The following is a 24,424-nucleotide window of genomic DNA, read 5'->3' on the forward strand; positions in this document are numbered from 1 at the left end:
AGATAGTAGCATACCGCTACTATCTGGCAAATAACCCATTAACTATATATCGCTTACATCAAACTCCACGAGCGGAGAGACATCAAGATCATAATCGATGCCTTCAATTCCAAAGCCAAATAATTTTAAAAATTCATCTTTATAAAGCTGATAATCGGTCAAATCGAACAGATTTTCTGTGGTAACTTGAGGCCAGATTTCGCGACAGGCATTTTGAACTTCATCTTTAAGCTCCCAATCATCCATACGGAAACGGTTACTCTCATCCATAACAACCGATTCACCGTAAAGACCCGTAGCAAACAAGCGCTGAACCTGTTCCATACAGCCTTCATGCAAGCCTTTCTCGCGCATCACCTTGAAGCACATAGCCAAATACAACGGCATAACAGGAATCGCTGAACTCGCTTGAGTAACGACCGATTTAAGAACACCAATATTCCCCTGCCCGCCTTTAACTTTTAGCTTAGCATCAATTGCAGACGCTGCTCGATCAAGATCTTGCTTAGCTTTACCTAAAGCACCATCCCAATAGATCGGCCATGTTATATCGGAGCCGATATAGGAATAAGCCACAGACTTACAACCTTCAGCCAGAACGTCGGCTTCTTCGAGTGCATTGATCCACAATTCCCAATCCTCACCACCCATAACGGTAACGGTCGCGTCGATCTCTTCCTGGGTAGCCGGCTCAACTTCAGCACTAATAATGGCATCTTTATTAGTATCAATGGCCGTAGACTGATAAGGCTTACCAATAGGTTTCAAACAGGAGCGAACAACCTCTCCTGTATCAGGCATTTTTCGCACTGGCGAAGCAAGAGAATAAACAACCAAGTCAACTTGCTTCATCTCCTCTTTAATCAATTCGATAGTTTTGGCTTTAGCTTCATGGGAAAAAGCATCGCCATTCAAACTTTTTGAATATAAGCCAGCCGCTTTCGCTTCTGCATCAAATGCCGCGGAGTTATACCAACCCGCTGTACCCGTCTTACGCTCTGTGCCCGGCTTTTCAAAGAAAACGCCTATAGTCGCCGCACCTGAACCAAACGCCGCAGCGATACGTGATGAAAGGCCATAGCCACTTGATGCACCAATAACGAGAACACGTTTAGGTCCGTTGGCAATTTCACCTTTACTTTTAGTATAGGCAATTTGTTCACGAACATTGGCTGCACAGCCCTCAGGGTGTGTAGTAGTACAAATAAAACCGCGAATTTTTGGTTTGATAATCATGCGTAAACGGGTCTCAAATCCAGTAAATAAAGTTGATTCGTAAGATACATGAAATAGCACAAAATTTACAGCGTCATATCAGGGCTAAAAAACCAACAAAAACACTTGGATTGTAATATTTAATGTTTATAACCATAGTTAGCCAGCGGATTAGCCAATTCTATCGAATTGTTACCTCTGCTGTTTTCTATTAGCTATTCATCCGTAATATTCGTTATTATCACACTATTATTGACGCTTATTTAAGGAATTACCCAATGTCCGATTTACATGGTTATTACTTAGAAGACCTTGAAGTAGGAATGAACGATTCATTTGCAAAAACCATCACCGATGCCGATGTTTGTCTGTTTGCAGGTATATCTGGCGATACAAATCCAGTACATATCAACGATGAATACGCAAAAACAACAATGTTTGGTAAACGCATTGTTCACGGTATGTTTAGCGCAGCTCTTATCTCCACTGTAGCAGGTACAAAATTACCAGGACCTGGCGCCATTTACATTGATCAACAGATCAAATTTAAAGCACCTGTTTTCATTGGCGATACAGCTAATGCGGTCCTCACCGTTGAAGAAATTGATACGCGCCGCAAACGAGTCAAATGCAAAACAGAAGTTTATGTGGGCGACAAAGTAGTTGCGACTGGTAGCGCCACATTTATGGTTGATAAACGCGACGCGTAAAATTACCGATACGATTAAGCACCACTTCTTTTATAAAATGGTGCTTATCGTTTTTTCTATATTAAACAGGCAACCCTTCACTCCTCCTCTTCCCATCAAAAAAGCAGCCGTTAAAGACTGCTTAATTTTTTAGTGCCAACTGACCTAAATCAAATCAAATCTTTAATTTATACTTTAGTTCATTGATAAGTTTTTACTGTCCCGTAAAATGTGCGCAAAAAATAACAACAAGAAATACGGATATGAAACGAATTCTTATTAGTGCCTGCATGCTCGGAGAAAAAGTTCGCTTCGATGGTGGTCATCACTTAATTAATCACCCGAAACTACAGCGCTGGCGTGAAGAGGGACGTTTAGTGCCCATCTGCCCTGAAATATCAGGTGGATTAGCAACCCCACGTCCCCCTGCTGAAACCCAGTGTAAATTCCCGATACTTATCACCACAAAAGAGGGGCAAGATGTAACGCCCCAATATTTAAGTGGTGCAGAAAAAACCCTCGAAATAGCCAAACGCGAAGGTGTAGTTTGCGCCTTAATGAAGGCCAAAAGCCCCTCATGCGGCAACAATCAAATCTATGATGGTAACTTCACAAACACCTTAACGGATGGTGCGGGTGTAGCGGCAGCTGAACTCTTAAGAAACGGTATTCCTGTTTTTAATGAAAAACAACTTGCAGAACTCTTTGCTTTTATCGAAGATTCAGAAAGAATCACCGCTTAATCATTTTTCCGCAGAGGGTAGTAATGGAGCAAGAACTTCAAAATGAGTTAGAAACAATTACTAAGCTTAGTAATATGGTTATCGAATTTTTCGTCAACTATAGCTTCCAAGTAATTGGCGCCATTATTATTTTCCTATTGGGGCTCATCGTTGCCCGCTGGATAGCAAAAATTGTCCTAAGGCTGTGCGAAAAGAAAAATGTCGATGTTACCTTAAGCCTCTTTATTTCCAGCTGCGTTAAGCTCCTTATTATCGCAATGGTGCTTATTGTTTGCTTAGGAAAATTTGGTATTAGTGTCGCCCCCTTCGTGGCCGCTATAGGTGCCATTTCATTAAGCTTAGGCTTAGCATTACAAGGGGTTTTCTCCAACTATGGCGCAGGTTTCACCATTATAATAACCCGCCCTTTTATTGTTGGAAACACTATAAATATCAACAACATATCAGGAATAGTTAAAGAGATACGTTTGGCTTACACTATCCTTGATACAGAAGATGGAGAGATGATAACCATCCCCAACAAGCATATTGTTGGCGAAGTTATCATCAATTCATTTCAATATAAAATTGTCGAGTCTTGCGTTGGCATCAGTTACCAGTGCAAACCTGAAGAAGCAATTAACGTAATCAACCACGCCCTTACACAATTTAATGAGATTCCAACAACCCCAGCACCTCAAGTAGGCATTGAGGCTTTTGCCGACTCATCTATCAATATTGGTTATCGCTATTGGGTGCCAACTGAGCGCTATTTTGAGGTTCAATATCAGGTTAACTTAGCCGTATACAATGCATTACAAGAAAACAAAATAGTCATTCCATTCCCGCAACGAGAAGTCACTTTGACTCAAGCAGCTTCATAACTTTCATTTTTACTTGGCAGTTCAAGCACTGGCACCTACAATGTGCCTCGTTTTGTTAATGAATTCTTTGATTGAGTAATAATATGCGCACAAGCCAATATCTCATTTCCACGGTTAAGGAAACTCCATCTGACGCAGAAGTCGTTAGCCATCAGCTAATGTTACGCGCAGGTATGATTCGCAAAGTTGCTTCAGGCCTATACAGCTGGCTTCCATTGGGATTACGCGCCCTGCGAAAAGTAGAGCGAATCGTACGAGAGGAGATGGACAAGTCTGGCGCAATGGAAGTCCTTATGCCTGCGATTCAACCGGCTGAACTTTGGGAAGAATCAGGCCGCTGGGAGATGTATGGTCCAGAACTATTACGCGTCAAAGATCGTCACAACCGCGAATTTTGTGTGGGCCCTACGCATGAAGAGGTAATTACCGACCTTATCCGCCGCGAAATCAAAAGCTATAAACAGCTACCTGCTAACTTTTATCAGATTCAAACGAAGTTCCGCGATGAAATACGCCCCCGTTTCGGTGTAATGCGCTCACGGGAATTTATTATGAAGGATGCCTATTCCTTTCATGTAGGTACTGAGTCGCTACAACAAACTTACGAACAGATGTATCAAACCTATAGCGCGATCTTCAACCGTTTAGGTTTAGACTTCCGCCCAGTATTAGCTGATACAGGTTCTATTGGCGGAGCCACCTCCCATGAATTTCATGTATTGGCTGAATCAGGCGAAGATGATATCGCTTTTTCAAACGTTAGTGATTATGCGGCCAATATTGAATTAGCCGAAGCGCTCTCTCCTGCAGGCGAGCTTGCAGCACCGACCGCTGAAATGACAATAGTAGATACGCCTAACGCGAAAACTATTGAGGAACTGGTTACTCAGTTTGATGTTCCTATCGAAAAAACAATCAAAACATTGTTTGTTGTGGCTTCCGATGCCTGTGAAGCAGATTTCGTCGCTCTATTGGTTCGCGGCGATCACGAACTCAATGAGATCAAAGCAGAGAAATTACCTGAAGTTGCAGAGCCTCTAGAGTTTGCGGAAGAAGAGCAAATTCGCAATTTAATTGGTGCAGGCCCTGGCTCTCTTGGCCCAGTAGGTTTAGAGATTCCTGTGATAGCCGACCGTACAGTGGCTAAAACATCAGACTTCAGCGCTGGTGCTAATATAGACGGCAAGCACTATTTTGGTATCAATTGGAACCGCGATGTAGATCTTCCACAGGTCGCTGATATTCGTAACGTCGTCGAAGGTGACCCAAGCCCTTGCGGTGAAGGCTCCATTGAAATTAAGCGCGGTATTGAAGTCGGTCACATCTTCCAACTTGGCCAAAAGTACTCTGAAGCTTTAGAAGCTAAAGTCCTCGACCAAAACGGCAAATCTGTCGTTATGGATATGGGCTGTTACGGCATCGGTGTATCACGTGTTATTGCTGCAACCATTGAGCAAAATCATGACGAGAGCGGCATTATCTGGCCAGAAAGCATTGCGCCTTTCCATATTGCACTTATCCCTCTTCAGTACGACAAATCGGATGATGTAAAAGCATTAACCGACCAGATGTACAAAGATCTGCAGCAAGCAGGGTATGACGTTATTCTGGATGATCGCGACAAAAAGACCAGTCCAGGTGTGAAGTTTGCAGATATGGATCTTATGGGGATTCCTCATCGTGTTGTTATTTCACCACGAGGCTTAGAAGCGGGTACTTTAGAGTACAAAGGTCGCCGTGATACAGATAAACAAGATATCAAAGTAGAAGAGCTAATGTCTGTTCTAGCGGAGCGCATTAACCTTTAATTTGAATACAACCTACTTCACCACTTAAAAACGGGCCATTGAGCCCGTTTTTTATTGCCTTAATTATCGCTCTTCAGCTTTCAACGAATCTGAATATAGACCTTGGTACTCATCAATATTCGAACCAACTTCAGTAAGTCGCCAAACCAATTCAAAATCAGTGATCTCACCCGCCTGATGAAGACTATGCAGTTCCGCAAAATGATTACCCAAAAAGAGGGCCATAGATTCAGGCAGTTTCAAATCACCGGGTTCTGCTGTCTGGCACTCAAGTATCGGCTGATACCAATGTTCAGGTAACGCCCAAAACTCACAGGCTTGACGTGTTAAAGCATGGGAATAATCATTCAAAAGATGACTAAATACTTGTGGATGAGGCTCTATGCTTTCATGACTATGCAACTCAACCAATTTTTTAAAAATCATTAACTTACCTATATCGTGAATCAGGCCAACAAAATAAGACAAGTTAAGATTAGCACCAACTTTTATAGCAATTTTACGGGCATTTTCCGCGACCTCTGATGAGTGTGCCCACAACGCTTTACCAAAGGTTTCAAAATAATAGCTATTCACTTCAAACTTATCTGCTAACAGAGAAGACATAACCACTTTTTTTAGTCTCTCAGCACCCAAAAGACTGAGAGCATGACCTAAATCTTTGATCTCCATATCGGAAGAAACAAAAAAAGGCGAATTAGCAATCGATATAACTTTTCCCGCCAGTGCCGGATCTTCTTGAATTGCAGTAATGATTTTGCTCTGGGCAGTATCTGAATCAAGAAGATCGGCCATAAGTGTTAATGCCGTTTTAGATAACTTAGGTATTGATTCATCACTTAAACCAATCAGCTCCTCATCCAAAGACGCTCTTAACAAACGTTCCTGCTCTTTGGATTCATCAGAATCTAATGCCCTAACCCCCAGCAAACTACTGACAAAGGTTAAACTCAGTTCACGCGCGTTATCTAAGGATTTAAAACCATAACTTTCACTTTCTAATAAAGTTAACTCACTACTCTTTTGAGCTTTATCGGAGGACTCTGCTTTAAAAACAGAGGCGTTTTCTAGTTGAGGCTTACCGCAAAAAAAAGCTTTTATTCGCTCAAACATATAATCATCCCCCACTTGTACAACAACGCTGAAAACTTATTCAAGCTCCACCACAACGAAGGGAAAAGGTAGCTTTTCCAACGCAACTAACCGACTTTGGACTTCAGCAACACTAGCCAACTCAGGGCCCTGACTCAGCCAAGCTTCAAGTTGCCTTATTCCTAGTTCATCTCCACAGGCCATCAGCTCTACACTTGAATCCGGAAGATTTCTAACCCAACCACTTAACCCTAATGACTCAGCATACTCTTGAGTCGACTTCCGAAACCAAACACCTTGAACGCGACCAATAACAACCGCATGCAGACAAACTTCCGTCATACTAATCCCCATCAAATATTATAACGATTAACTCATACGTCTTTGTGTGTTTCATTATCGCCAGTAGAATCAACTACTAAATCACCGTTAAACAACTGTTCCATATATACAGAAAAAGTATTCTTCTCTATATGATGAACTTCTTGTAAGCGTTGATTTAAAGCCCTTTCCCACTCAAGGACAGAGTCATTTTTCAGCGGTGCTGGTGTAGGCCAAGGTAATAAGTCATTAAGCTCATATAAGGACAAACTCGACATACTCCGACTTAGCAGGTATTCACCTTGATCACTACGCTTGATCACCCCCTCCTCTATTAGTAATCTTATGTAGGTATCCCAACGCCCTTGATCTAGTGTATCCACTTCCTGTAACAAACATCGATCAGTGACCGCTACACCTTCATTTTGCGCTTTCCAAAGCCGATACAGAACCGCGACGACTGTATACAAATGAGGTATTTTCTTACCTTTGTCCATTGGCCGATAAACCGTAATACAGCGAGTCAATTCTGCACCCATAAGAATAATCACCCAACTAATAAAGATCCAAAGCAGAAACAAAGGAACAGCAGCAAATGCACCATAGATCAATTCATAAGAGGGAAACTGAGTAACAAAAGCAGCAAAACCACGTTTAGCGGTTTCAAACAACAAAGCCACAACACCACCACCGATCAACGCACTTTTAAAAGGAACGCGGCAGTTGGGTACGGCAACATAAATCAGCGTGAATGCAGCAGCAGAAAACAAAGTAGGTAACAAACTCAACAAACGACCTCTACCTACAAGCTCTGTGGCAGAGGAAATAAAAGGTAAAGATGCAATATAAGAGGTCAGCAACAGACCTAAGCCAATTAGAATTGGACCTAAACTCAAAATAGCCCAGTAGAGTAGAAAGCTTGATAACCCTTTGCGCGGCTCTGATACACGCCAAATACGATTAAACGCCGCTTCAATATTCTTCATCATCATGATCGACGTTACCGCTAATACAGCGATACCAACCGCCGTTAGTTTACGAGCCTGTGATGAAAAGTCAGTTAGATAATCTTGTACTACTGCACCAGTTGTCGGTACAAAATTTTGGAACACCCAACCTTGCAGCTCTTGTCCAACCCCTTGAAAAGATGGCACAGCGGCCAACATCGCGTAGGAAACTGTCATTAAAGGCACTACCGCAAATAGCGTGGTATAAGTTAATGCCGCTGAATTCAAAATCCCTTGGTTATGACGAAACTGGGCAAAAAGATACCTCAGAAACAGTAGATAGGGATGGTTAAACAATCTGCTCATAACACTCCTTTAAACAGCGTTCAAAAATACAATAAGTAATAGGTACCTAAAAAGGTGATTCACTCATGAAATCTATCTTATAGCCGTATACAATGATGCAAAATAACCTAACATGTTAAATCAATCATCCGTTTTACTCTGATTGATTAATAATTAATAAGTACGGTATAGCACAATGAGTGAAGTAATTATCTACCACAACCCCCGCTGTTCCAAATCCCGTCAAACTTTAGTTTTACTTGAAGAGCAAGGCGTTCAACCAGATATACGTAAATATCTTGATGATGCGCCTTCTGCGGATGAGCTTAAACTTGTGTTGAAACAACTAGGGATATCAGCTCGCGAGCTTTTACGCACGAAAGAGCCTGAATTTAAAGAACAAGGTTTAGATGACACCGCTTTATCAGATGAGCAGATTATAAAAGTAATGACCGAGGTACCCAAACTTATTGAGCGTCCAATCGTCATCAAAGGTGATAAAGCACGAATAGGACGTCCTCCTGAGTCCGTTTTGGACATTTTGTAACATGTCTCAGCCCTACGTGTTAGTTCTTTACTACAGTCGCCATGGAGCAACACGATCTATGGCACAGCATATTGCACGCGGGATTGAACAATCGGGCATGGAAGCTCGATTACGAACAGTGCCTGCCATCTCAACTATATGTGAAGCAACGGCACCCGACATACCCGATGAGGGCGCGCTATATTGCAGCGAACAGGATTTGGCTGAATGTTCAGGTCTTGCCCTCGGTAGCCCAACCCGCTTTGGCAATATGGCAGCACCATTAAAATATTTCATCGATGGAACAAGTGCCCTTTGGCTTTCTGGCGCGCTAATCGACAAACCTGCCGCCGTATTTAGCTCAAGCTCTAGCCTCCATGGCGGACAGGAAACGACTCTACTCTCTATGATGATCCCCCTGCTCCATCAGGGTATGGTGATCGCAGGCCTACCTTACAGCGAATCTATTTTGTTAAAGACAACAACCGGTGGAACACCATACGGCCCAACCCATGTTGCAGGCCAAGATAACCGCCCGCTTGATGACAATGAGTTGTCACTCTGTGTCGCGCAAGGCAAACGTCTTGGCGAACTCGCACATAAGCTCCGCCATAAACTGTAAACCTAACAACATTGAGAACTCTCTTTTGAAAGCATATATACCAGACGACCATAATTACGCCGCTAAAGCCCTTTTTAGCAGACGAGTAACAGTTACCAGTTACACCGCTTTATTAGGCTGGTTTATCTTATGGCATATGTTTTTAATTCCAGTACCTACCGGTCATCCATGGGTGATCAGTTTACTTCATATGTTGCCACTACTCGCATTTATTCGTGTCATTATTACAGGGAATCCTCGCGGCCACGCTTGGCTATGCTTCGTATTATTACTGCCATTTATTCAGTCAGTTTTAGCTGCAACCAACCCCAATACGTTTATCTATGGGCTAGGTTACTCGCTGTTAGTCGGCACGTTGTTCACCAGCTCAATGATGTATGCACGCTGGCAGAGCCGCTACAACAAACAGTTAGCCCATTGGGATAATGAAAAGAAAGCAAACAGCAAAAACCCAGAAAGCTAAACGTCGCTCAACAACTTATTCGCTAGAGAGAGTCATGACGGCCTCAGATCAAGCAAAGAAACAAACCCTAGAACAGGTACGCAACCAGTTTCCTATTTTAGAACAGCAGGTTAATGGCTGCCCTCTTATCTATCTAGATAACGCCGCGACGACGCAAAAGCCAAGTGTTGTTATTGAGAGCGTAAATAATTACTACGCCACATTTAATGCCAATGTGCATAGGGCAAGCCATGCTTTAAGCACCGAGGCAACCGGTAAGTTTGAAGCCGCTCGCGACACCGTCGCCCATTTTTTAAACGCTAAAAGCAGTAAAGAGATCATCTGGACCCGCGGCACAACTGAAGCAATCAACCTAATTGCCAATAGCTGGGGAAGCTATTTAAAGCCTGATGACGAAATTATACTCAGCCCTCTAGAGCATCATGCCAACATTGTTCCTTGGCAATTGCTCGCACAGAGAAGCGGCGCGATTATTAAAGTTATTCCACTGTTAGCGAGTGGCGACCTTGATATACAGGCCTATAAAACCTTACTTACCCATAAAACTCGCCTTGTTGCTATTACTCATGTATCTAATGCCATAGGTACGATTAATCCCGTTAAGCAGATCATATCTTTAGCTCACGATGCAGGCGCTTTAACCTTAATTGATGGAGCCCAAGCACTCCCTCATTTTCAAGTCGATGTAAACGACCTAGATGTAGATTTTTATGTTTTTTCAGCACATAAATTATACGCGCCAACAGGCATAGGGGTGCTTTATGGGAAACAACAATTATTAGAAGCCATGCCTCCATGGCAAGCGGGTGGAGAGATGATCTCTCAAGTGAGTTTCAGCGAAACCACCTTTAATGATTTACCTTTTAAATTTGAAGCGGGCACACCTAACATCTCTGGCGCTATAGGACTTGCCTCCGCTATTGAATGGCTACAAGCCCAAGATAGGCACCTACTTGAACAGCATGAAACTAGCTTATATAAAGCTGCACTTGATGGTTGTTCTCAAATTAAAGGATGGCAGCGGATCGCATCACCTCAAAAGTCTGTAAGCCTCATCTCTTTCACTTTAGCTCATCAACATCAACAAGATATTGGCTATCTGCTAGATCAACAAGGTATTGCTGTTCGCACTGGTCATCACTGTGCTATGCCCCTCATGCAAGCTCTAGGTTTATCAGGTACTACACGGGTATCTTTTGCTTTCTATAATACGCTTAATGAGGTAGAAAATTTCGTCACAGCATTAGATATGATTAGCCGTGATGAGTCAGCTTTAGTTACCTCTAATTCTAAAGACACCCCGTCTACCCATGCGATAGAGGAAGCAAAAAAAGGGTTGTTCGATAAATTGCTCAGCCTACGGGATTGGAATGCCCGTTATCGTGAAATCATGCTACAAGGCAAACAACTACAGAGCTTAGCTGAACATCTCAAAACAGATGCCAATAGAGTAAAGGGCTGTGAAAGTAACACTTGGCTGCTTTATGAACTAGGGCAAGATCAGCGTATACAATTGAGAGCAGACTCAGACGCCCGTATTATTCGCGGTCTATTAGCCTTAATATTAGATCTATTTCATAATAAAACAGCACAACAGATCCAAGATATTGATATAGAATCCATTTTTAATCAGCTATCCTTACAACGCCATTTAAGCCCCTCACGCGGCAATGGTATTCGCGCAGTAGTCGATAAAATTTATCAATTGGCCGCAAAGCAAACAGATAGCTCTTAAGATAATTAATATTTAAATATTCTGACTATTTTTAACAAGTAATGGAGTAAAGATGAGCAATTTCACTGATGTTTCCTATCTAAATACAGTTTTCGGAAACGAGAAAGGGGATATGCAAAACCCTAATTGGGAAAAGTCAGCCAAACAGCTACACCTTATCCAAGAAGAGCTTGCAGAGCTTGTTGAAGGTATAGAGAAAAAAGACATGTCTGAAATACGTGATGCGGTCGCTGATATTCTAGTAGTGACTTACGGCATGGCACATATTATGGGCATTGATGCCGACAAAGATATGGCAGCGGTTCAAGCAAGCAACTTATCAAAGCTGTGTAAAACCCAAGCAGAGATCGACAAAACGCTTGCCTTCTACCGAAATGAAAAAGGCCTAGATGTTTATGCCGGCGGTGAACTTCCAGAAGCCTATGTAAAATCCACAAAAGACCAAACTGGCAGTGATGGTAAGTTCTACCCAGCTCACAAGTTCTTAAAAAACACTAACTGGCATGAACCTGTACTAGACTAACAACACTCGTTTGCAGATCTTAAACCTACTATATTTGGATTAACCGATGCCGACATATGATTACCGCATTGAAGAAACCGGTGATATCATCGAAGTAACACATACTGTAGCGCTTACTCCAAAAAACTGGGAGGAGCTCTGCCTATTAGCAAATATTGATCCTCAAGGTATACCTACAAAATCATTAGTAACTAAGTTATTAGCGGTTACAGGTATGGTAAAAAATGGCCCTAAAATAAAGGCCAAAGATCTACCCTGCATGAGCGGAAAAGACTGCCCGAGTGGAGGCTGTAGTTAGAAAGCGATGCAATCCGATCTGCTTACAACGAATCAGGATCATTGTAGGCAGCTCATTACACTTAAACCTATAGCGTTTTCACTACGACTATCGGCAGGAAGCCTGTTTTATGAATTCAAAGCGCCAACATATACTCCATTGGGCAGAGCAAGGCTACATCAGCCCAGATGACGTAGATACCGCCCTCTCACTCTCCCATGCAAACCCAGATAATCAACAATGGTTTCAGTTTATAAAAAACCTCTTCCTATGGCTGGGTGTTATCTCTCTGGCAGCGGGGACTTTATTCTTCTTTGCATTTAACTGGGATGAGATGAGCAACCTCGTTAAATTCGCCTTAATGCAAACCTCTCTGGTGGTCAGTACCCTGATCTATACCAAGCTCAAACCGTTCACCCTACCAAGCACCGCCATCGCTTTCCTTATGGTAATGCTGATCGGCGCCCTGCTTGCGTTAAGTGGACAGATTTACCAAACCGGCGCTGACCCTTGGCAGCTGTTTGCCTTTTGGGCCTTATTTATGACCCCTATCGCCGTCACCAACCGCGCAAGCACGTTGTGGCTCCTGTGGGTTCTCTTAATCAATTTATCCTGTTACCTCTACTATTATGATTTCCGCGGTGTCTTTGGCATCCTGCTGCACTATGACGATTTAGTGGGCCTTTTCCTGCTATTCAATACCTTACTTGCCATCGCCTTTGAAGTACTTCAACAGGGTAAAACACGATGCTTAGATAACCGTTTGGTCGTTCAAACCTGCTTATTAGCGTCCGGCATAGCCGCAACATGGTTGGCGATTTGGGCCATATTTGATGAGGCCGAACTACAATGGGGACTCCCTTGTTATTTAGTTTGGATCCTCTGCACTTATCTCTACTACCGCTACCGCCTCTTCGATCTTTTCATTATTTCTGGCTGTGTAACCAGCGCTATTGTTATTGCGAGTAGCTTATTAATTTATATATTTAATGATGCATTAGAGAGCGACGCCTTCTTAATTATCGCAATATTTATTATCGGGCTATCTTCATCTGCGGGCATCTGGTTAAAAAAACTTAGTAAAGAACATGCAGCCGATCAGCCAATCACGAGCGATAAGGAGCATCAGGATGCGTAATTCTGGGAATGAGCTATGGCTTGAATTGCAGAGAAATAACCTGACCCGCACTGACTATCCGGAAAACGAATTAGATTTAAGCCCTTGGTATATAAAAACAATGCAGGGCTTTGCCGGTTGGATAGCCGCGCTGTTTTTACTCGCCTTTGTCGGCACCATTATTGGTAGCTTATTTATCTACGATAACCAAGTGCTACTGGCCCTCTGCGGCCTTATCTGTTGTACTGCCGCGTACTTTATCTTTCGTAATGATAAGACTCCTTTCTTAGAGCAGCTCGGTTTAGCTATCAGTTTGTGCGGCCAGTTTATGGTAGCTTGGGGCATTTTTACCGTTTTTTCGATTTCAGATTCCTCCGCATTTTTGATCTTAGCCCTATTTCAAGGGGCTTTAGCTTTGATTATGCCGAATTTCTTACATCGGGTTTTCAGTAGCTGGTTCGCCATGGTTGCGCTCTTTTGGGGCTTAAACCAACAGGGTATTTTTGGCTTAGATAGCGCACTCGCCGCAGCGCTTTTCACCTTGATTTGGATCCGAGAGAAACATTGGTATAAATACCGTTCACATCTGCTGCCTATCAGCTTTGGCCTCGCGATATCACTTCTGCAATTTAGCGGGCATTTCCTCTTTCAACATGAACTTTCACACTACCTATTCAGAGCAGAGGTGGGCTTTTTACAACAATACAGCCCCTTGATTGGGAGCCTGATCCTAGCGGGCACATGTCTCTACCTTGTCTTTGCCATTCTGTCAGAACAGAACATCAAACTGGCCTCGCCATCCGGTTCTATCGCGGTTATCGCAACCCTCATGCTACTCGGGCTATCGTTTAATATTGCAGGTGTTAGCAGTGCTCTCTTAATTCTGTTGGTCGGCTTCTTTAGACAGCGCCTTATCTTAATGGCGTTAGGCATCCTTGCCTTAATCAGCTTTATATCTTGGTACTACTACAGCCTATCGGAAACACTGCTGGTTAAATCGATCTATTTACTCTCCATCGGCGCAGTCTGCCTTACAATTGTCGGAGCGCTGCATTACTTCAGCAAGGCTCAACCTACCTTAGACCCAGCTAACAGCGCACCAATGAATGGAAAAAAATGGATCTCCTTAGCCACCATCTTAATCGTATTAGCCGCTATCAATATAAATATTTATCAAAAGGAATCGTTAATTCGCGAAGGGCAAAGCGTATTACTCGAACTGGCGCCTGTTGATCCACGTTCACTGATGCAGGGAGATTATATGCGACTTCGTTATAGAATGAGTCAAACGATTCAGTACGCGATCGGCGACAAAGAATCCGTAGATGGGTTTGCCATTGTGCAGCTCGATCAACACAGTGTCGCTCAGTTTATTACACTCAATCCTGATGCCGAGCTATCGCCTCAACAGCACAAGCTGCACTATAGGATCCGTGATGGTGTCTTAAAATTTGCCACTAACGCATTCTTCTTCCAAGAAGGCAGTGCCAAAATCTATGAGAAAGCTAAATACGGTGAATTTAAAGTTAGCGGTGACGGGGAAATGCTTCTAGTGGGGCTTCGTGACAAGCAGTATGTTTTATTAGGTACAAATAGACCCTAATGGGGCAGTAAATGTAAAAACGGAAAAAGAAAAACCGGGGGAACAGAATAGAAACGGTTCCTCCGGCAGAGTACGCTTATTCTACTTTAAAGTTTTCAGGTAGCGTGATGCCCTTTTCATCGGCGCGCTGCTTAATTAAAGTACGGAACTCTGTACGAATCGTCTCACGCTCTTCAGCAGTCGCAGCATTTTTCAACTCTGTACGGTGGGCTGCACGCTCTTGGACTGAAACAAGCTTTCTAACCTGAACACGATCGGACGAGGCTTCACCAGCATGAACGGCTAACGCCGGAGAAAGAACTAATATTGCTGCAAGCGTTGTTGTAATCAATTGCTTTTTCATAACGAATGACTCCTTGATAAGTAGAAGCGCTAAAAGCGCAAACAGAACGGTTGAACGACACGGCCTGACTACAGCCGGTAAATCCAGCTCAGGTATACTACTTTTCTATCAACAGACAGCTTTACTGATAATTATTCAGTGGCAGCATATTAACCATTCAATCTTGAATATGCGAGATTAAATGTACAAACTTCATACAACAAATTTCAAGCCACCCATTATGTTAGGCTCTTTAGTTGTTTCAATAAGAGCTAATTTGGCTGTTCTATAAAAACAAAACACAATAAAAAAGGTTTAAGCAATCAATAAATTGCCCTAAACTCTAACAAGGAAATTTAAGGGGAAAGGAATATGAACCGTAGATTAAATTTGATTATCGCAAGTGCAGGATTATCTGTATTCTCATTATTAGCTACAGCCGTTCAAGCAGAAGCTACCCACTACCAGTGTACCTATACCCATGCGGTATTCACGGCCCCTTTTATGAAAACCCCAGGTACACGTGATTGCCCAGAAGAACACTGTAAATACGCTATAACAATTGATGGCTCATCGGGCACTATTAATGGCGTCAGCGGGTTTAATGTTGAACAAGATAGCAATATGGTCAAACTAAGTAGAACAGCTAAAGATCCTATTATGGGTGGTATGGATACGACTACTCTGACGATCAACAAAACGGATATGACATTCGAAGCAGTTAAAACAACAACACCTTCAGTTACATTAACAACTAAAGGTCGCTGCTCTTAGGTCCATCAAAAAGTTGGTTGCTTTACTTGCCTCCCCTTTTCTGACTGATTTTAAGAATTACTATGAACCTAAATGATGTACGGCTATTTATACGCGTAATTGAGCATAACAGTTTTACTGCGGCTGCCGATAAACTAGGGATACAAAAATCAACAATCAGTAGACGAATTGCCCAGCTTGAAGATGAGCTAGGAGTGAGGCTTTTACAACGAACAACACGTAAACTTAGCCTAACCTCTGAAGGGCAAGACCTTTTTCAACGCTGTCAGCCTCTACTCGATGAGATGGAAGCCGTTGAAGATCGCGTAGTATCCAAGCAAGCGGTTCCAAAGGGACGTTTACGCATTACCATGCCTCCAGAAATGGGCATCTTTATCATGAACGATGTGATCGCAGGTTTCATGAAGATGTACCCCCTGATTCAAATTGATATTGAGCTTAGCCCCCGTTTAGTAGACTTAGTAGAGGACGGCATTGATCTCGCATTAAGAGTGGGTGAATTAACCGATTCCAGCCTTATAGGCAGAAAAATTGCTGATGTAAATATCAAGCTTTATGCTGGGGTTAACTATTTAGAAAAACATGGTGAGCCAAAAACACCTGATGATCTAATTAATCACCACTGCCTAGGTGGAGCCTTATCGGATCCTGGCTGGATCTTTGAAAACTGGAACGATGGAAAACCAGTACCCGCAAACTTTAAAGTTCGCGCAAACAGTATTAGTTTCTGCCGTGAAATGCTCAGAAAGGACTTAGGCATAGCGCGCCTACCGATCCAGTTCTGTATGGATGACATTGAATCTGGGCTTATTAAAGAAGTACTCTCTGATTACCAAGCCCCCGATGTAAGTATAAATGCCCTCTACCCTAGTAGAAGACATTTAAACCCTAAAGTGAGGCTCTTTATCGATTTCATGATCGAAAGTCTTGAAGAGCATCCATGGTTAAATAAACCCTAATTTTTTACTATTGATCGGCAGCACTCGTGCTCGCTTGCTGCCATTGTAGTTTTTTCTCTATAGCTTGAATCATCATTTTCGCAATATCTTTACCGGTGGCACCCTCAATCCCCTCTAATCCAGGAGAGGAATTAACTTCAAGTAACAACGGCCCTTTAGCTGAGCGAATAATATCAACACCCGCCACGCTTAAGTTCATACACTTAGCAGCCTTAATAGCGATGCGTTTCTCATCCGTTGTAGGACGAATAACACTGGCAGTACCACCTTGATGAATATTTGCTCTAAACTCTCCAGGTTCGGCCTCGCGCTGAATAGCTGAGACAACTTTGCCATCAACAACGAAACAACGGATATCCTTGCCTTGAGCTTCTTTAATAAACTCCTGAACTAAAATATCAGCATTTAAGCTTTTAAATGCATTGATAACACTATCAGCCGCTTTATTGGTTTCAGCTAAGACAACACCTTTACCTTGCGTACCTTCCAATAGCTTCACAATAAGTGGAGCACCACCAACCATGCTAATCAGATCATCTGTTTCTAATGGCGAGTTAGCAAAACCCGTAATAGGAATATCAATATTATTTTCAAACAACAGCTGCAAAGAATGTAACTTATCCCGTGATTGTGTAATTGCCGCCGCTGTATTCAAGCAGTAAACACCCATAGAGGCGAATTGGCGCGTTAGTGCACAACCATAAAAAGTCATGCTCGGCCTAATACGTGGAATAACCGCATCTAAATCATCAAGTACTCGTCCACCACGGTAGTGAACTTCTGGCTCTTCAGCATCCATCTTCATATAACAGTGTTTAATATTTAAAAACACCATTTCATGACCAAGCTGCTCGCCCGCTTCAATAATACGACGGTTACTATACAAGTTAGGATTACTTGCCAACAAACCGATCTTCAAACCACCCACTGATGGCTTTTTGGTTTGATAAAGATCTTTAAGCTCAGCATCAGACAAACCACCTAGCAGCATACGCCCTTCAGGATCAACAAGAATTCGACCCGACATAGCTTCACGACCAAGCAGCATGCGATAACCCATTGCGTCGCGATTTGTTAAAGTAACCTCAACTTCCCAACTAGAATCAGCGATACCTAGTGTTGTCTTGATCACATATCGGGTTTCAGAAGTACCGCTTGAGCTTTTAACTTTTCGGCGATCGTAAACCGGTGCCTCACAAGAAACCAGTGTTTTACGGTTATCTTGTATAGGACAGATATTAAAACGAACCCATGGCACTCCACCCCGTTTAAAAGGTTGAATATTAAATGCATGTAATGACGATGTTTTTGCACCGGAGTCAACACGCGCCTTTACTGCCGGCAACGCCAAGTCGGGAAAACGACACCACTCTTCAGCACCAACTAATAGTTTACTAAGTCCCATACTAATACCCGAAAAGTACCATAAAAAAATTTGCGCCATTGAAACTTGAACAAGCTCAAGGTGCAAGCAATAAATGCAATATTAAGCAGCCGATTCCCATTCAGGGAGATCATCTTTAAATAAACCTAACAATGTTTGAATCCCCGCCATTTGCGCGGCATCTTTATGCGTCACCAATAACGTAGGCACTTGGCTATATTCAGGTGCTAAAATCTCCATATTCAGATCATTAGCATACCGAGATTCTTCAACCACTTTACGCGGGACTAACGTAAAACCTAAACCAACGGCCACACAGCCTAAAATACCCTCTTGCGTCCCCATACTCATGACTTCAGTATCTATACGGCCATTGTCTTTTAACCAACTAACCGCCCTTTCACGATAAGCACAGCCTTCACGAAAAAGGATCAATGAATCGGAAACATCTATATTTTTCGCTGACACTAATACTAACTCTTCAACCAACACCTGCTTACAGATTAGATGTTGATGCTCAATAGGACCACCTACAAATGCACAATCCAAGCGATAATTGAGAATATCTTGAACAAGCTCACTACTAGTTTCTGTTTTAATCCTAGGTATTAACTTAGGATGAGCTTTGCGAAGCGACTGGAGAAGTCCCGGCATTCTCGTCGCAGCGAAAGACTCCATTGAACCGATTCGAATCTCACCCACCGATTCTCCCACCTGCTTTACCGCCATGCAGGCTTGCTGCTCAAGGTGAAGTAATTTATTAGCATATTCAAGTAAGGTATGGCCTGCAGGCGTTAGCTCTAACCCTCGCCCTTTACGATAAAACAGTTCAGAGCCAAGCTCTTCTTCAAGGCGTTTAATTCTTGCGGTGATATTAGATTGAACAGTATGTAGTAGACGTGAAGCCGCTAACACTCCACCCTGTTCTGCAACAGTTTTAAATGTATTTAATGAGACCAACTCCATTCCAACTTCCACCCTTCTCTAATATTGAATAAAAGATTCTTATTTATTCATTTGTAGTGATAGTTTAAGCGAGTTAATCTCTCTTATACCAGTTATTTATGAACCCAAATTATGACGACTCAATTACAAAAATATAAAGTCCTTATTGCCGGTATTTTTAGCCTAATGCTAATGCTAGGCGTTGCTCGATTCTCCTACACACCGATGCTGCCAATAATGCAAGCTCAGGCTGGCATTGGGGATGCCGTTGGTGGCTGGTTAGCTACTTTTAATTACATGGGCTATATGACCGGTGCTTTTATCGCAGCATCAATAAGTGACTTAGTCTTGAAAGATAAACTCTATAGATGGGGACTCATTGTTGCCATTCTAACAACCGCAGGTATGGCTGTTACTGATAATGTCATCATCTGGGGAATTATGCGCTTTTTTGCAGGGCTAACGAGTGCCGCAGGTCTATTAATAGGTTCAGGTTTAATCTTAAACTGGCTGATTAGACATAACTTCCGCAGTGAACTGGGTATTCATTTTTCAGGCATGGGATTGGGCATTATTTTCTGCTCTGCGGTTGTCGCATTAATGGATATAAAACTTAACTGGCAAGAGCTTTGGTGGTTATTCGCAGGTTTGGGCGTACTCTTAGCAATCCCTGCGTGGGCTTGGCTACCACGTCCAGATACCTCTGGCACCACTATCTCAGGTGCTCAAATGGTGGATAATCCACCCAGCAAGCGCTTTCTCTTCCTTATGCTATCCGCCTACTTTTGCGCGGGATACGGTTATGTTATCAGCGCCACGTTTATTGTTGCTATTGTGGATAGGCAAGAAGCTCTACAAGGGTTAGGCCCCATTGTTTTTCTTATCGTTGGGGTAGCTGCAGCACCGGCCTGTATTATCTGGGATTTAATCGCTCGACAGTTAGGTGTGTTAACCGCTCTATTAATCGCTTATATCATACAAATATTGGGGATTATTCTTCCCGCCCTTACCGATTCAGCCATAGCCGTTATTATAAGCGCTGTACTTTTTGGCGGCACATTTATCGGGATTGTAAGTTTAGTATTAACGATGGCTGGCCGCTTTTACCCGACTAAACCTGCCAAACTCATGGGTAAAATGACCTTAACCTATGGTGTCGCCCAAATCATCGCACCCGCCATTACAGGCAATCTTGCTGAACGATTGGGTGACTACAATTTAGGCTTATGGATAGCAGCAGGTATGGTTTTATTAGGGGCGGTTATCTCAACAATTTTGATGATCACTGAGCGAGATGCTCTATAAAGCAGTTGTCTAGATATTGTTGAAATATCACCCGTCACTTTTAATCGCTTGGAGCTGGGTCGTACCTTTAGGTTCGACTCAGCCCAAGGTTCATAATACTTCCTTTGTGTTAAACCTTCTCTTTTTCGCCCTCATAGATACCGCTCATTGATTTGAGCCCCTATTAATCCATATTAAACGTGGTATTTCTTGAACAACCCCAATTTAGCACTTTATACTGGCGCGATTATCCACCCCATATGCTCTAACACGCTATATAAAACACTCATCCTTAATAACGGTAAGAAGATACTCACCCAATGATTAATCACAAACACGTCATAGTACTGGGCAATATTTTATTATTCACGCTAATGATGGCGTACCTTCCCTTTGAGGAACCCATCGTTAAAGGCCTAAGTATTTTGTTATTTATTGCAATCCTTTGGCTTACAGAAGCACTACACGTCAGTATTACTGCCCTGCTTGTACCTATATTAGCGGTTGTATTTGATGTGTTTAATAGCAGCCAAGCACTGAGTCATTTTGCTAACCCTATAATCTTTTTATTTTTAGGCGGCTTTGCGCTAGCTGCTGCACTTAATGCACAAGGGCTAGATAAAGCGATCGCTAGTAAAGTGTTAGATGTTGCTCAAAACCGATTAAGTGTGGCGGTACTGCTTATCTTTGCCGTAACGGCGCTACTATCAATGTGGATCAGTAATACCGCAACCACCGCTATGATGCTGCCATTAGTGCTTGGAATACTGCGTCAGCTAGACCCTATAAAAGAGCGTCACACTTATGTCTTTGTTTTACTCGGTGTTGCTTACTGTGCCAGCATCGGTGGTATAGCTACCTTAGTAGGTAGCCCTCCAAATGCCATTGCAGCAGCCCAAACTGGACTCAACTTTATTGGCTGGATGAAACTAGCCGCGCCCCTAACTGTCATTTTATTACCCTTGGCGATTGGTATTTTATATTTAGCCCTACGTCCAAACCTTAAACACCGCTTCAGCGTCGAGCATGAACCTTTTGTGTTAACCTCTGCTCGTATAAGAACACTCTGTATTTTTCTGTTTACCGTTTTATGCTGGATCTTTAGTGGGCCACTTAATGCTTTTTTAGGCGGTCTATCTAGCTTTGACAGTTTAGTCGCCATTACTGCGATTATCTTGTTAGCTTTTTTTGGCGTGGTCGAATGGAAGCAGATTGAAAAAACAACAGACTGGAGTGTATTACTGCTCTTCGGTGGCGGCTTATGTTTAAGTGCTGTACTTAAGGCGACAGGAACCAGCGTTTTTCTCGCTCATACAATTGGCGATTTTCTACAAGCCTCCAATGCTGTAATTGCATTATTGAGCGTAGTTGCCTTTGTTGTCATCCTAACTGAATTTGCCAGCAACACTGCAAGTGCAGCCTTACTTATACCTGTCTTTGCTGCTATTGCAGAAAGCTTGGGAATGTCACCTATTATCCTATCAACGGTTATCGCTATTTCGGCCTCTTGCGCCTTTATGCTGCCGGTTGCGACGCCGCCCAATGCCATTGTATTTGGCTCAGGCTTTATCAAACAAAGTGATATGATGCGTGTAGGTATTTGGATCAATCTAGGTTGTATCGCCGTGATCACTTTATACGCAAGAATTTTCTGGTAAAGGTACACAGTCGCTATTCAGCGAACAACGACAGCTGATCTTACAGCCCGCGTCTTGGTTTTATATTTAAACTTTGCCGCGGGCTTTTGTTTTATATCATTAAATATTTAACAAGCTTATGGGTCAAAGGCGACCTAAGCTAAGCGTAAAAATATCAATTGACGTAAAACATCGGCAACAAAGGAAAGTTATGACTTAGGCCTAGCTTTAGCCGTTCTAGATCTTGGCTTACTTTTCCCCGCACTTCTACGTTTACGCTTAAAGTTAGTTGCTTCAGCGGGAGGTAGATGACGTAAAGATTCAGGTACACCCCCCGTTTTTATCTGAGCCACAATTGTTTTAATTCTATGCTCTAACTCATCCATAAAGGGCTGATAGGCTTGATTCCTTTCCGCCATCGCCTGTAATTGATGCTCCCATTGAGCAGTCATATCGGGATATGTAGATTCGCTGGGCAAAGCATGTATCAAACCTCGTGCTGCAGCGGTGCTAAGAATCGACTTGCCGCTTCTTACCAAGAGCTTTCTTTTGAACAGCGTTTCCATAATGCCTGCTCGCGTCGCTTCAGTACCTAGCCCATCGGTTTCTTTTAAAATCTTCTTTAACTCTTTATCCGCTACAAATCGAGCAATCCCCGTCATAGCTTGTAGTAAACTGGCTTCGGTAAAATGCTTAGGCGGTTCTGTTTTTTTATCTTTTATCTGACCTTCACGACAAACTAACTCCGCATTTTCATCCAGCGCAGGAACTGTATTTCCTTCCTCCTCCTTACTGTCCTTACCTATTAATGCTTTCCAACCCGCATCAATAAGAACACGCCCTTTCGCAATAAAGCATCCACCGGCTATATCAAATACCAACTTAGAATCCGCATAAAGCGCAGCGGGATAAAACTGCATAATATATTGTCGTGCTATCTGCTGATAAATATTCCGCTCATAACTTGATAAACCATTTAGAGGTTGTTTTTTAGGTGTCGGAATAATCGCATGATGAGCATCTACTTTTTTGTCATTCCACGCTTTAGATTTAAGGTGTCGATCGGCCTTATTAATAGCGGTACTCAGTGTTTGTTCATTACCCGCTATGGCATCCAGAACAGCGCCTGACTGTTTGTAATGATCATTAGGTAAATAACGGCTATCAGAGCGAGGATAGGTAATTAGCTTGTGTTTTTCATACAGCGACTGACAAGTATCTAAGACCTGTTGAGCACTCATACCAAATCGTTTTGATGCATCGATCTGCAGTGCCGATAAAGAGTAAGGTAATGGCGGCGCTTGTTTGCTTTGCTTTTGCTCTGAAGTAACAACCTGTGCCGGTTGACCCGCAATACGTGAAGCAACATTCTCCACAAGCTTTCGGTTTATAACTCTTCCTTCTTCATCTTGCCAAGGCTGACAAGCCTCACTCGGCTGCCAACGTGCATAAATTTCCAGCAAAGGGTTTTGCTGATAAGGGATAATGGCATCCAGTGTATAAAAATCTTTAGGGATAAAGTTTTCTATTTCTTCATCACGGCGCACAACCAAACCCACCAGAGGCGACTGAACACGGCCAACAGATAAAACCCCTTTATAACCCGCTTTTTGCCCAAGTAGTGTATAGCCTCTAGACATATTCATTCCATACAACCAATCAGCTCTTGAACGTGCTAAGGCTGAAACCGATAGAGGAATAAACTCTTTGTTACTTCGCATTTGCTGTAAAGCGGTTTTCACTGCGGGTAGATTCAAATCATTGATCAATAATCGTTGGATACGTTCTTTTTTAGTTTTACTGACTTTGCAGTAATCAATAACTTCATCCACTAATAACTGCCCCTCTCGATCAGGGTCACCGGCATGTACTATAGAATCAAACTCTTTCAGCAGCTTGCGTATAACAGACAGTTGTTTTACAGCAGATTTACGGGGTTTAAGTCGCCATTGTTGAGGGATAATCGGTAGGTCTTCTAGTGACCAGCGTTTATATTTTTCATCATATGCATCAGGTTCAACCTGCTCAAGCAAATGACCTATACACCAAGTGACAGTATCGCCATTGGCTGCCCGAATACACCCCTCCTCTTTTTTATGGGGTTTTGGCAGTGCATCAGCGATCGCTCGCCCTAAACTGGGTTTTTCGGCTATATATAAAATCATCGGGATAAACTGTATATAAAAACAGTACTTAACGGTATAGGAATTTAAGCCTGTAATCCAGAAAA

The 24,424-nt window shown here is 42.7% G+C and carries 24 protein-coding genes and 1 pseudogene; 16 read left to right on the forward strand and 9 right to left on the reverse strand.

The features are described 5' to 3' along the window. Nucleotides 1-42 precede the first annotated feature (42 nt). The gene (gene fabV / locus Q4492_RS08675; RefSeq protein ID WP_303416963.1) at nucleotides 43-1,236 is read right to left on the reverse strand and encodes an enoyl-ACP reductase FabV; all 1,194 of its coding nucleotides are present in this window, start codon (nucleotides 1,234-1,236) and stop codon (nucleotides 43-45) included. Between the two features lie 257 nt (nucleotides 1,237-1,493). Here fabV and Q4492_RS08680 point away from each other — a divergent pair, with 257 nt between their 5' ends. The 4 genes from Q4492_RS08680 (at nucleotide 1,494) to Q4492_RS08695 (ending at nucleotide 5,318) form a co-directional block, all read left to right on the forward strand. Next, nucleotides 1,494-1,925, forward strand: coding sequence for a MaoC family dehydratase (locus tag Q4492_RS08680; RefSeq protein WP_303416965.1), 432 nt, complete (start codon nucleotides 1,494-1,496; stop codon nucleotides 1,923-1,925). Nucleotides 1,926-2,167: 242 nt separating this feature from the next. Beyond that, the gene (locus tag Q4492_RS08685) at nucleotides 2,168-2,647 is read left to right on the forward strand and encodes a DUF523 domain-containing protein (protein ID WP_303416968.1); all 480 of its coding nucleotides are present in this window, start codon (nucleotides 2,168-2,170) and stop codon (nucleotides 2,645-2,647) included. Nucleotides 2,648-2,670: 23 nt separating this feature from the next. Then, a complete protein-coding gene (locus tag Q4492_RS08690) occupies nucleotides 2,671-3,510 on the forward strand; it encodes a mechanosensitive ion channel family protein (RefSeq protein WP_303416971.1) in 840 nt (279 codons plus the stop codon). Between the two features lie 83 nt (nucleotides 3,511-3,593). Continuing rightward, nucleotides 3,594-5,318, forward strand: coding sequence for a proline--tRNA ligase (locus tag Q4492_RS08695; protein ID WP_303416974.1), 1,725 nt, complete (start codon nucleotides 3,594-3,596; stop codon nucleotides 5,316-5,318). Nucleotides 5,319-5,381: 63 nt separating this feature from the next. On the opposite strand, the gene Q4492_RS08700 is transcribed toward Q4492_RS08695, so the two are convergent. Genes Q4492_RS08700 through Q4492_RS08710 form a run of 3 tightly spaced genes read right to left on the reverse strand, consistent with a single transcriptional unit; the run spans nucleotide 5,382 to nucleotide 8,044 of the window. Then, nucleotides 5,382-6,431 carry an HDOD domain-containing protein gene (locus Q4492_RS08700; protein ID WP_303416977.1) on the reverse strand — a complete coding sequence of 350 codons (1,050 nt, stop codon included), beginning with the start codon at nucleotides 6,429-6,431 and terminating at the stop codon, nucleotides 5,382-5,384. A 36-nt stretch (nucleotides 6,432-6,467) separates the two neighbouring features. Continuing rightward, nucleotides 6,468-6,752 carry an acylphosphatase gene (locus Q4492_RS08705; RefSeq protein WP_303416980.1) on the reverse strand — a complete coding sequence of 95 codons (285 nt, stop codon included), beginning with the start codon at nucleotides 6,750-6,752 and terminating at the stop codon, nucleotides 6,468-6,470. Between the two features lie 32 nt (nucleotides 6,753-6,784). Next, complete coding sequence (locus Q4492_RS08710) at nucleotides 6,785-8,044, reverse strand: YihY family inner membrane protein (RefSeq protein ID WP_303416983.1); 1,260 nt, start codon at nucleotides 8,042-8,044, stop codon at nucleotides 6,785-6,787. 175 nt (nucleotides 8,045-8,219) lie between these two features. On the opposite strand from Q4492_RS08710, the gene arsC reads away from it, so the two are divergent. The 8 genes from arsC (at nucleotide 8,220) to Q4492_RS08750 (ending at nucleotide 14,889) form a co-directional block, all read left to right on the forward strand. Next, complete coding sequence (gene arsC, locus Q4492_RS08715) at nucleotides 8,220-8,570, forward strand: arsenate reductase (glutaredoxin) (RefSeq protein ID WP_303416986.1); 351 nt, start codon at nucleotides 8,220-8,222, stop codon at nucleotides 8,568-8,570. 1 nt (nucleotide 8,571) lies between these two features. After that, nucleotides 8,572-9,171, forward strand: a complete 600-nt coding sequence (gene wrbA, locus Q4492_RS08720; protein ID WP_303416988.1) for an NAD(P)H:quinone oxidoreductase — start codon at nucleotides 8,572-8,574, stop codon at nucleotides 9,169-9,171. Between the two features lie 25 nt (nucleotides 9,172-9,196). Continuing rightward, nucleotides 9,197-9,634 carry a DUF2069 domain-containing protein gene (locus Q4492_RS08725; RefSeq protein ID WP_067867531.1) on the forward strand — a complete coding sequence of 146 codons (438 nt, stop codon included), beginning with the start codon at nucleotides 9,197-9,199 and terminating at the stop codon, nucleotides 9,632-9,634. After that, entirely contained in the window at nucleotides 9,597-11,369 is a 1,773-nt protein-coding gene (locus Q4492_RS08730; RefSeq protein WP_303416993.1) for a SufS family cysteine desulfurase, read from the forward strand. Before Q4492_RS08725 ends, Q4492_RS08730 begins: the two co-directional genes overlap by 38 nt. A gap of 52 nt (nucleotides 11,370-11,421) precedes the next feature. Then, entirely contained in the window at nucleotides 11,422-11,892 is a 471-nt protein-coding gene (locus Q4492_RS08735) for a nucleoside triphosphate pyrophosphohydrolase family protein (RefSeq protein WP_067867534.1), read from the forward strand. Nucleotides 11,893-11,938: 46 nt separating this feature from the next. After that, nucleotides 11,939-12,190 carry a zinc ribbon domain-containing protein gene (locus Q4492_RS08740; RefSeq protein ID WP_303416998.1) on the forward strand — a complete coding sequence of 84 codons (252 nt, stop codon included), beginning with the start codon at nucleotides 11,939-11,941 and terminating at the stop codon, nucleotides 12,188-12,190. 109 nt (nucleotides 12,191-12,299) lie between these two features. Further along, entirely contained in the window at nucleotides 12,300-13,307 is a 1,008-nt protein-coding gene (locus Q4492_RS08745) for a DUF2157 domain-containing protein (RefSeq protein ID WP_303417001.1), read from the forward strand. After that, nucleotides 13,300-14,889, forward strand: coding sequence for a GDYXXLXY domain-containing protein (locus Q4492_RS08750; RefSeq protein ID WP_303417004.1), 1,590 nt, complete (start codon nucleotides 13,300-13,302; stop codon nucleotides 14,887-14,889). Before Q4492_RS08745 ends, Q4492_RS08750 begins: the two co-directional genes overlap by 8 nt. A gap of 76 nt (nucleotides 14,890-14,965) precedes the next feature. Here the strand turns inward: Q4492_RS08750 and Q4492_RS08755 are convergent, their stop codons facing one another. Continuing rightward, complete coding sequence (locus Q4492_RS08755) at nucleotides 14,966-15,232, reverse strand: hypothetical protein (RefSeq protein ID WP_067867550.1); 267 nt, start codon at nucleotides 15,230-15,232, stop codon at nucleotides 14,966-14,968. A 351-nt stretch (nucleotides 15,233-15,583) separates the two neighbouring features. On the opposite strand from Q4492_RS08755, the gene Q4492_RS08760 reads away from it, so the two are divergent. Then, nucleotides 15,584-15,985, forward strand: a complete 402-nt coding sequence (locus Q4492_RS08760) for a hypothetical protein (RefSeq protein WP_303417008.1) — start codon at nucleotides 15,584-15,586, stop codon at nucleotides 15,983-15,985. Between the two features lie 62 nt (nucleotides 15,986-16,047). Beyond that, entirely contained in the window at nucleotides 16,048-16,944 is an 897-nt protein-coding gene (locus Q4492_RS08765; RefSeq protein ID WP_303417011.1) for a LysR family transcriptional regulator, read from the forward strand. Nucleotides 16,945-16,951: 7 nt separating this feature from the next. Here Q4492_RS08765 and rimK read toward each other — a convergent pair whose 3' ends face one another. The 3 genes and pseudogenes from rimK to Q4492_RS08780 all read right to left on the reverse strand — a co-directional run bounded on the left by rimK (nucleotide 16,952) and on the right by Q4492_RS08780 (nucleotide 19,294). Then, nucleotides 16,952-17,863: a 30S ribosomal protein S6--L-glutamate ligase gene (gene rimK / locus Q4492_RS08770; protein WP_303417235.1), complete on the reverse strand. Its 912-nt coding sequence runs from the start codon at nucleotides 17,861-17,863 to the stop codon at nucleotides 16,952-16,954. 87 nt (nucleotides 17,864-17,950) lie between these two features. After that, nucleotides 17,951-18,388: pseudogene (locus Q4492_RS08775) on the reverse strand (ATP-dependent zinc protease); the annotation flags it as partial. 42 nt (nucleotides 18,389-18,430) lie between these two features. After that, the gene (locus Q4492_RS08780) at nucleotides 18,431-19,294 is read right to left on the reverse strand and encodes a LysR substrate-binding domain-containing protein (RefSeq protein ID WP_303417014.1); all 864 of its coding nucleotides are present in this window, start codon (nucleotides 19,292-19,294) and stop codon (nucleotides 18,431-18,433) included. A gap of 111 nt (nucleotides 19,295-19,405) precedes the next feature. Here Q4492_RS08780 and Q4492_RS08785 point away from each other — a divergent pair, with 111 nt between their 5' ends. Together Q4492_RS08785 and Q4492_RS08790 are read left to right on the forward strand one after the other, a co-directional pair. After that, nucleotides 19,406-20,578: a YbfB/YjiJ family MFS transporter gene (locus Q4492_RS08785; RefSeq protein ID WP_303417017.1), complete on the forward strand. Its 1,173-nt coding sequence runs from the start codon at nucleotides 19,406-19,408 to the stop codon at nucleotides 20,576-20,578. A gap of 299 nt (nucleotides 20,579-20,877) precedes the next feature. Further along, entirely contained in the window at nucleotides 20,878-22,215 is a 1,338-nt protein-coding gene (locus Q4492_RS08790; protein ID WP_303417020.1) for a DASS family sodium-coupled anion symporter, read from the forward strand. Between the two features lie 188 nt (nucleotides 22,216-22,403). Here the strand turns inward: Q4492_RS08790 and Q4492_RS08795 are convergent, their stop codons facing one another. Further along, nucleotides 22,404-24,359, reverse strand: a complete 1,956-nt coding sequence (locus Q4492_RS08795; protein WP_303417022.1) for a DNA topoisomerase III — start codon at nucleotides 24,357-24,359, stop codon at nucleotides 22,404-22,406. Between the last annotated feature and the right edge of the window lie 65 nt (nucleotides 24,360-24,424).

This window comes from Neptuniibacter sp. 1_MG-2023 (assembly GCF_030547185.1).
Lineage (GTDB): Bacteria > Pseudomonadota > Gammaproteobacteria > Pseudomonadales > Balneatricaceae > Neptuniibacter.

Bases quoted from the DNA above. Each gene is read 5' to 3' on its own strand.
- fabV (WP_303416963.1), bottom strand. From the start codon at position 1,236: ATGATTATCAAACCAAAAATTCGCGGTTTTATTTGTACTACTACACAC.
- Q4492_RS08680 (WP_303416965.1), top strand. From the start codon at position 1,494: ATGTCCGATTTACATGGTTATTACTTAGAAGACCTTGAAGTAGGAATG.
- Q4492_RS08685 (WP_303416968.1), top strand. From the start codon at position 2,168: ATGAAACGAATTCTTATTAGTGCCTGCATGCTCGGAGAAAAAGTTCGC.
- Q4492_RS08690 (WP_303416971.1), top strand. From the start codon at position 2,671: ATGGAGCAAGAACTTCAAAATGAGTTAGAAACAATTACTAAGCTTAGT.
- Q4492_RS08695 (WP_303416974.1), top strand. From the start codon at position 3,594: ATGCGCACAAGCCAATATCTCATTTCCACGGTTAAGGAAACTCCATCT.
- Q4492_RS08700 (WP_303416977.1), bottom strand. From the start codon at position 6,431: ATGTTTGAGCGAATAAAAGCTTTTTTTTGCGGTAAGCCTCAACTAGAA.
- Q4492_RS08705 (WP_303416980.1), bottom strand. From the start codon at position 6,752: ATGACGGAAGTTTGTCTGCATGCGGTTGTTATTGGTCGCGTTCAAGGT.
- Q4492_RS08710 (WP_303416983.1), bottom strand. From the start codon at position 8,044: ATGAGCAGATTGTTTAACCATCCCTATCTACTGTTTCTGAGGTATCTT.
- arsC (WP_303416986.1), top strand. From the start codon at position 8,220: ATGAGTGAAGTAATTATCTACCACAACCCCCGCTGTTCCAAATCCCGT.
- wrbA (WP_303416988.1), top strand. From the start codon at position 8,572: ATGTCTCAGCCCTACGTGTTAGTTCTTTACTACAGTCGCCATGGAGCA.
- Q4492_RS08730 (WP_303416993.1), top strand. From the start codon at position 9,597: ATGAAAAGAAAGCAAACAGCAAAAACCCAGAAAGCTAAACGTCGCTCA.
- Q4492_RS08735 (WP_067867534.1), top strand. From the start codon at position 11,422: ATGAGCAATTTCACTGATGTTTCCTATCTAAATACAGTTTTCGGAAAC.
- Q4492_RS08740 (WP_303416998.1), top strand. From the start codon at position 11,939: ATGCCGACATATGATTACCGCATTGAAGAAACCGGTGATATCATCGAA.
- Q4492_RS08745 (WP_303417001.1), top strand. From the start codon at position 12,300: ATGAATTCAAAGCGCCAACATATACTCCATTGGGCAGAGCAAGGCTAC.
- Q4492_RS08750 (WP_303417004.1), top strand. From the start codon at position 13,300: ATGCGTAATTCTGGGAATGAGCTATGGCTTGAATTGCAGAGAAATAAC.
- Q4492_RS08755 (WP_067867550.1), bottom strand. From the start codon at position 15,232: ATGAAAAAGCAATTGATTACAACAACGCTTGCAGCAATATTAGTTCTT.
- Q4492_RS08760 (WP_303417008.1), top strand. From the start codon at position 15,584: ATGAACCGTAGATTAAATTTGATTATCGCAAGTGCAGGATTATCTGTA.
- Q4492_RS08765 (WP_303417011.1), top strand. From the start codon at position 16,048: ATGAACCTAAATGATGTACGGCTATTTATACGCGTAATTGAGCATAAC.
- Q4492_RS08780 (WP_303417014.1), bottom strand. From the start codon at position 19,294: ATGGAGTTGGTCTCATTAAATACATTTAAAACTGTTGCAGAACAGGGT.
- Q4492_RS08785 (WP_303417017.1), top strand. From the start codon at position 19,406: ATGACGACTCAATTACAAAAATATAAAGTCCTTATTGCCGGTATTTTT.
- Q4492_RS08790 (WP_303417020.1), top strand. From the start codon at position 20,878: ATGATTAATCACAAACACGTCATAGTACTGGGCAATATTTTATTATTC.
- Q4492_RS08795 (WP_303417022.1), bottom strand. From the start codon at position 24,359: ATGATTTTATATATAGCCGAAAAACCCAGTTTAGGGCGAGCGATCGCT.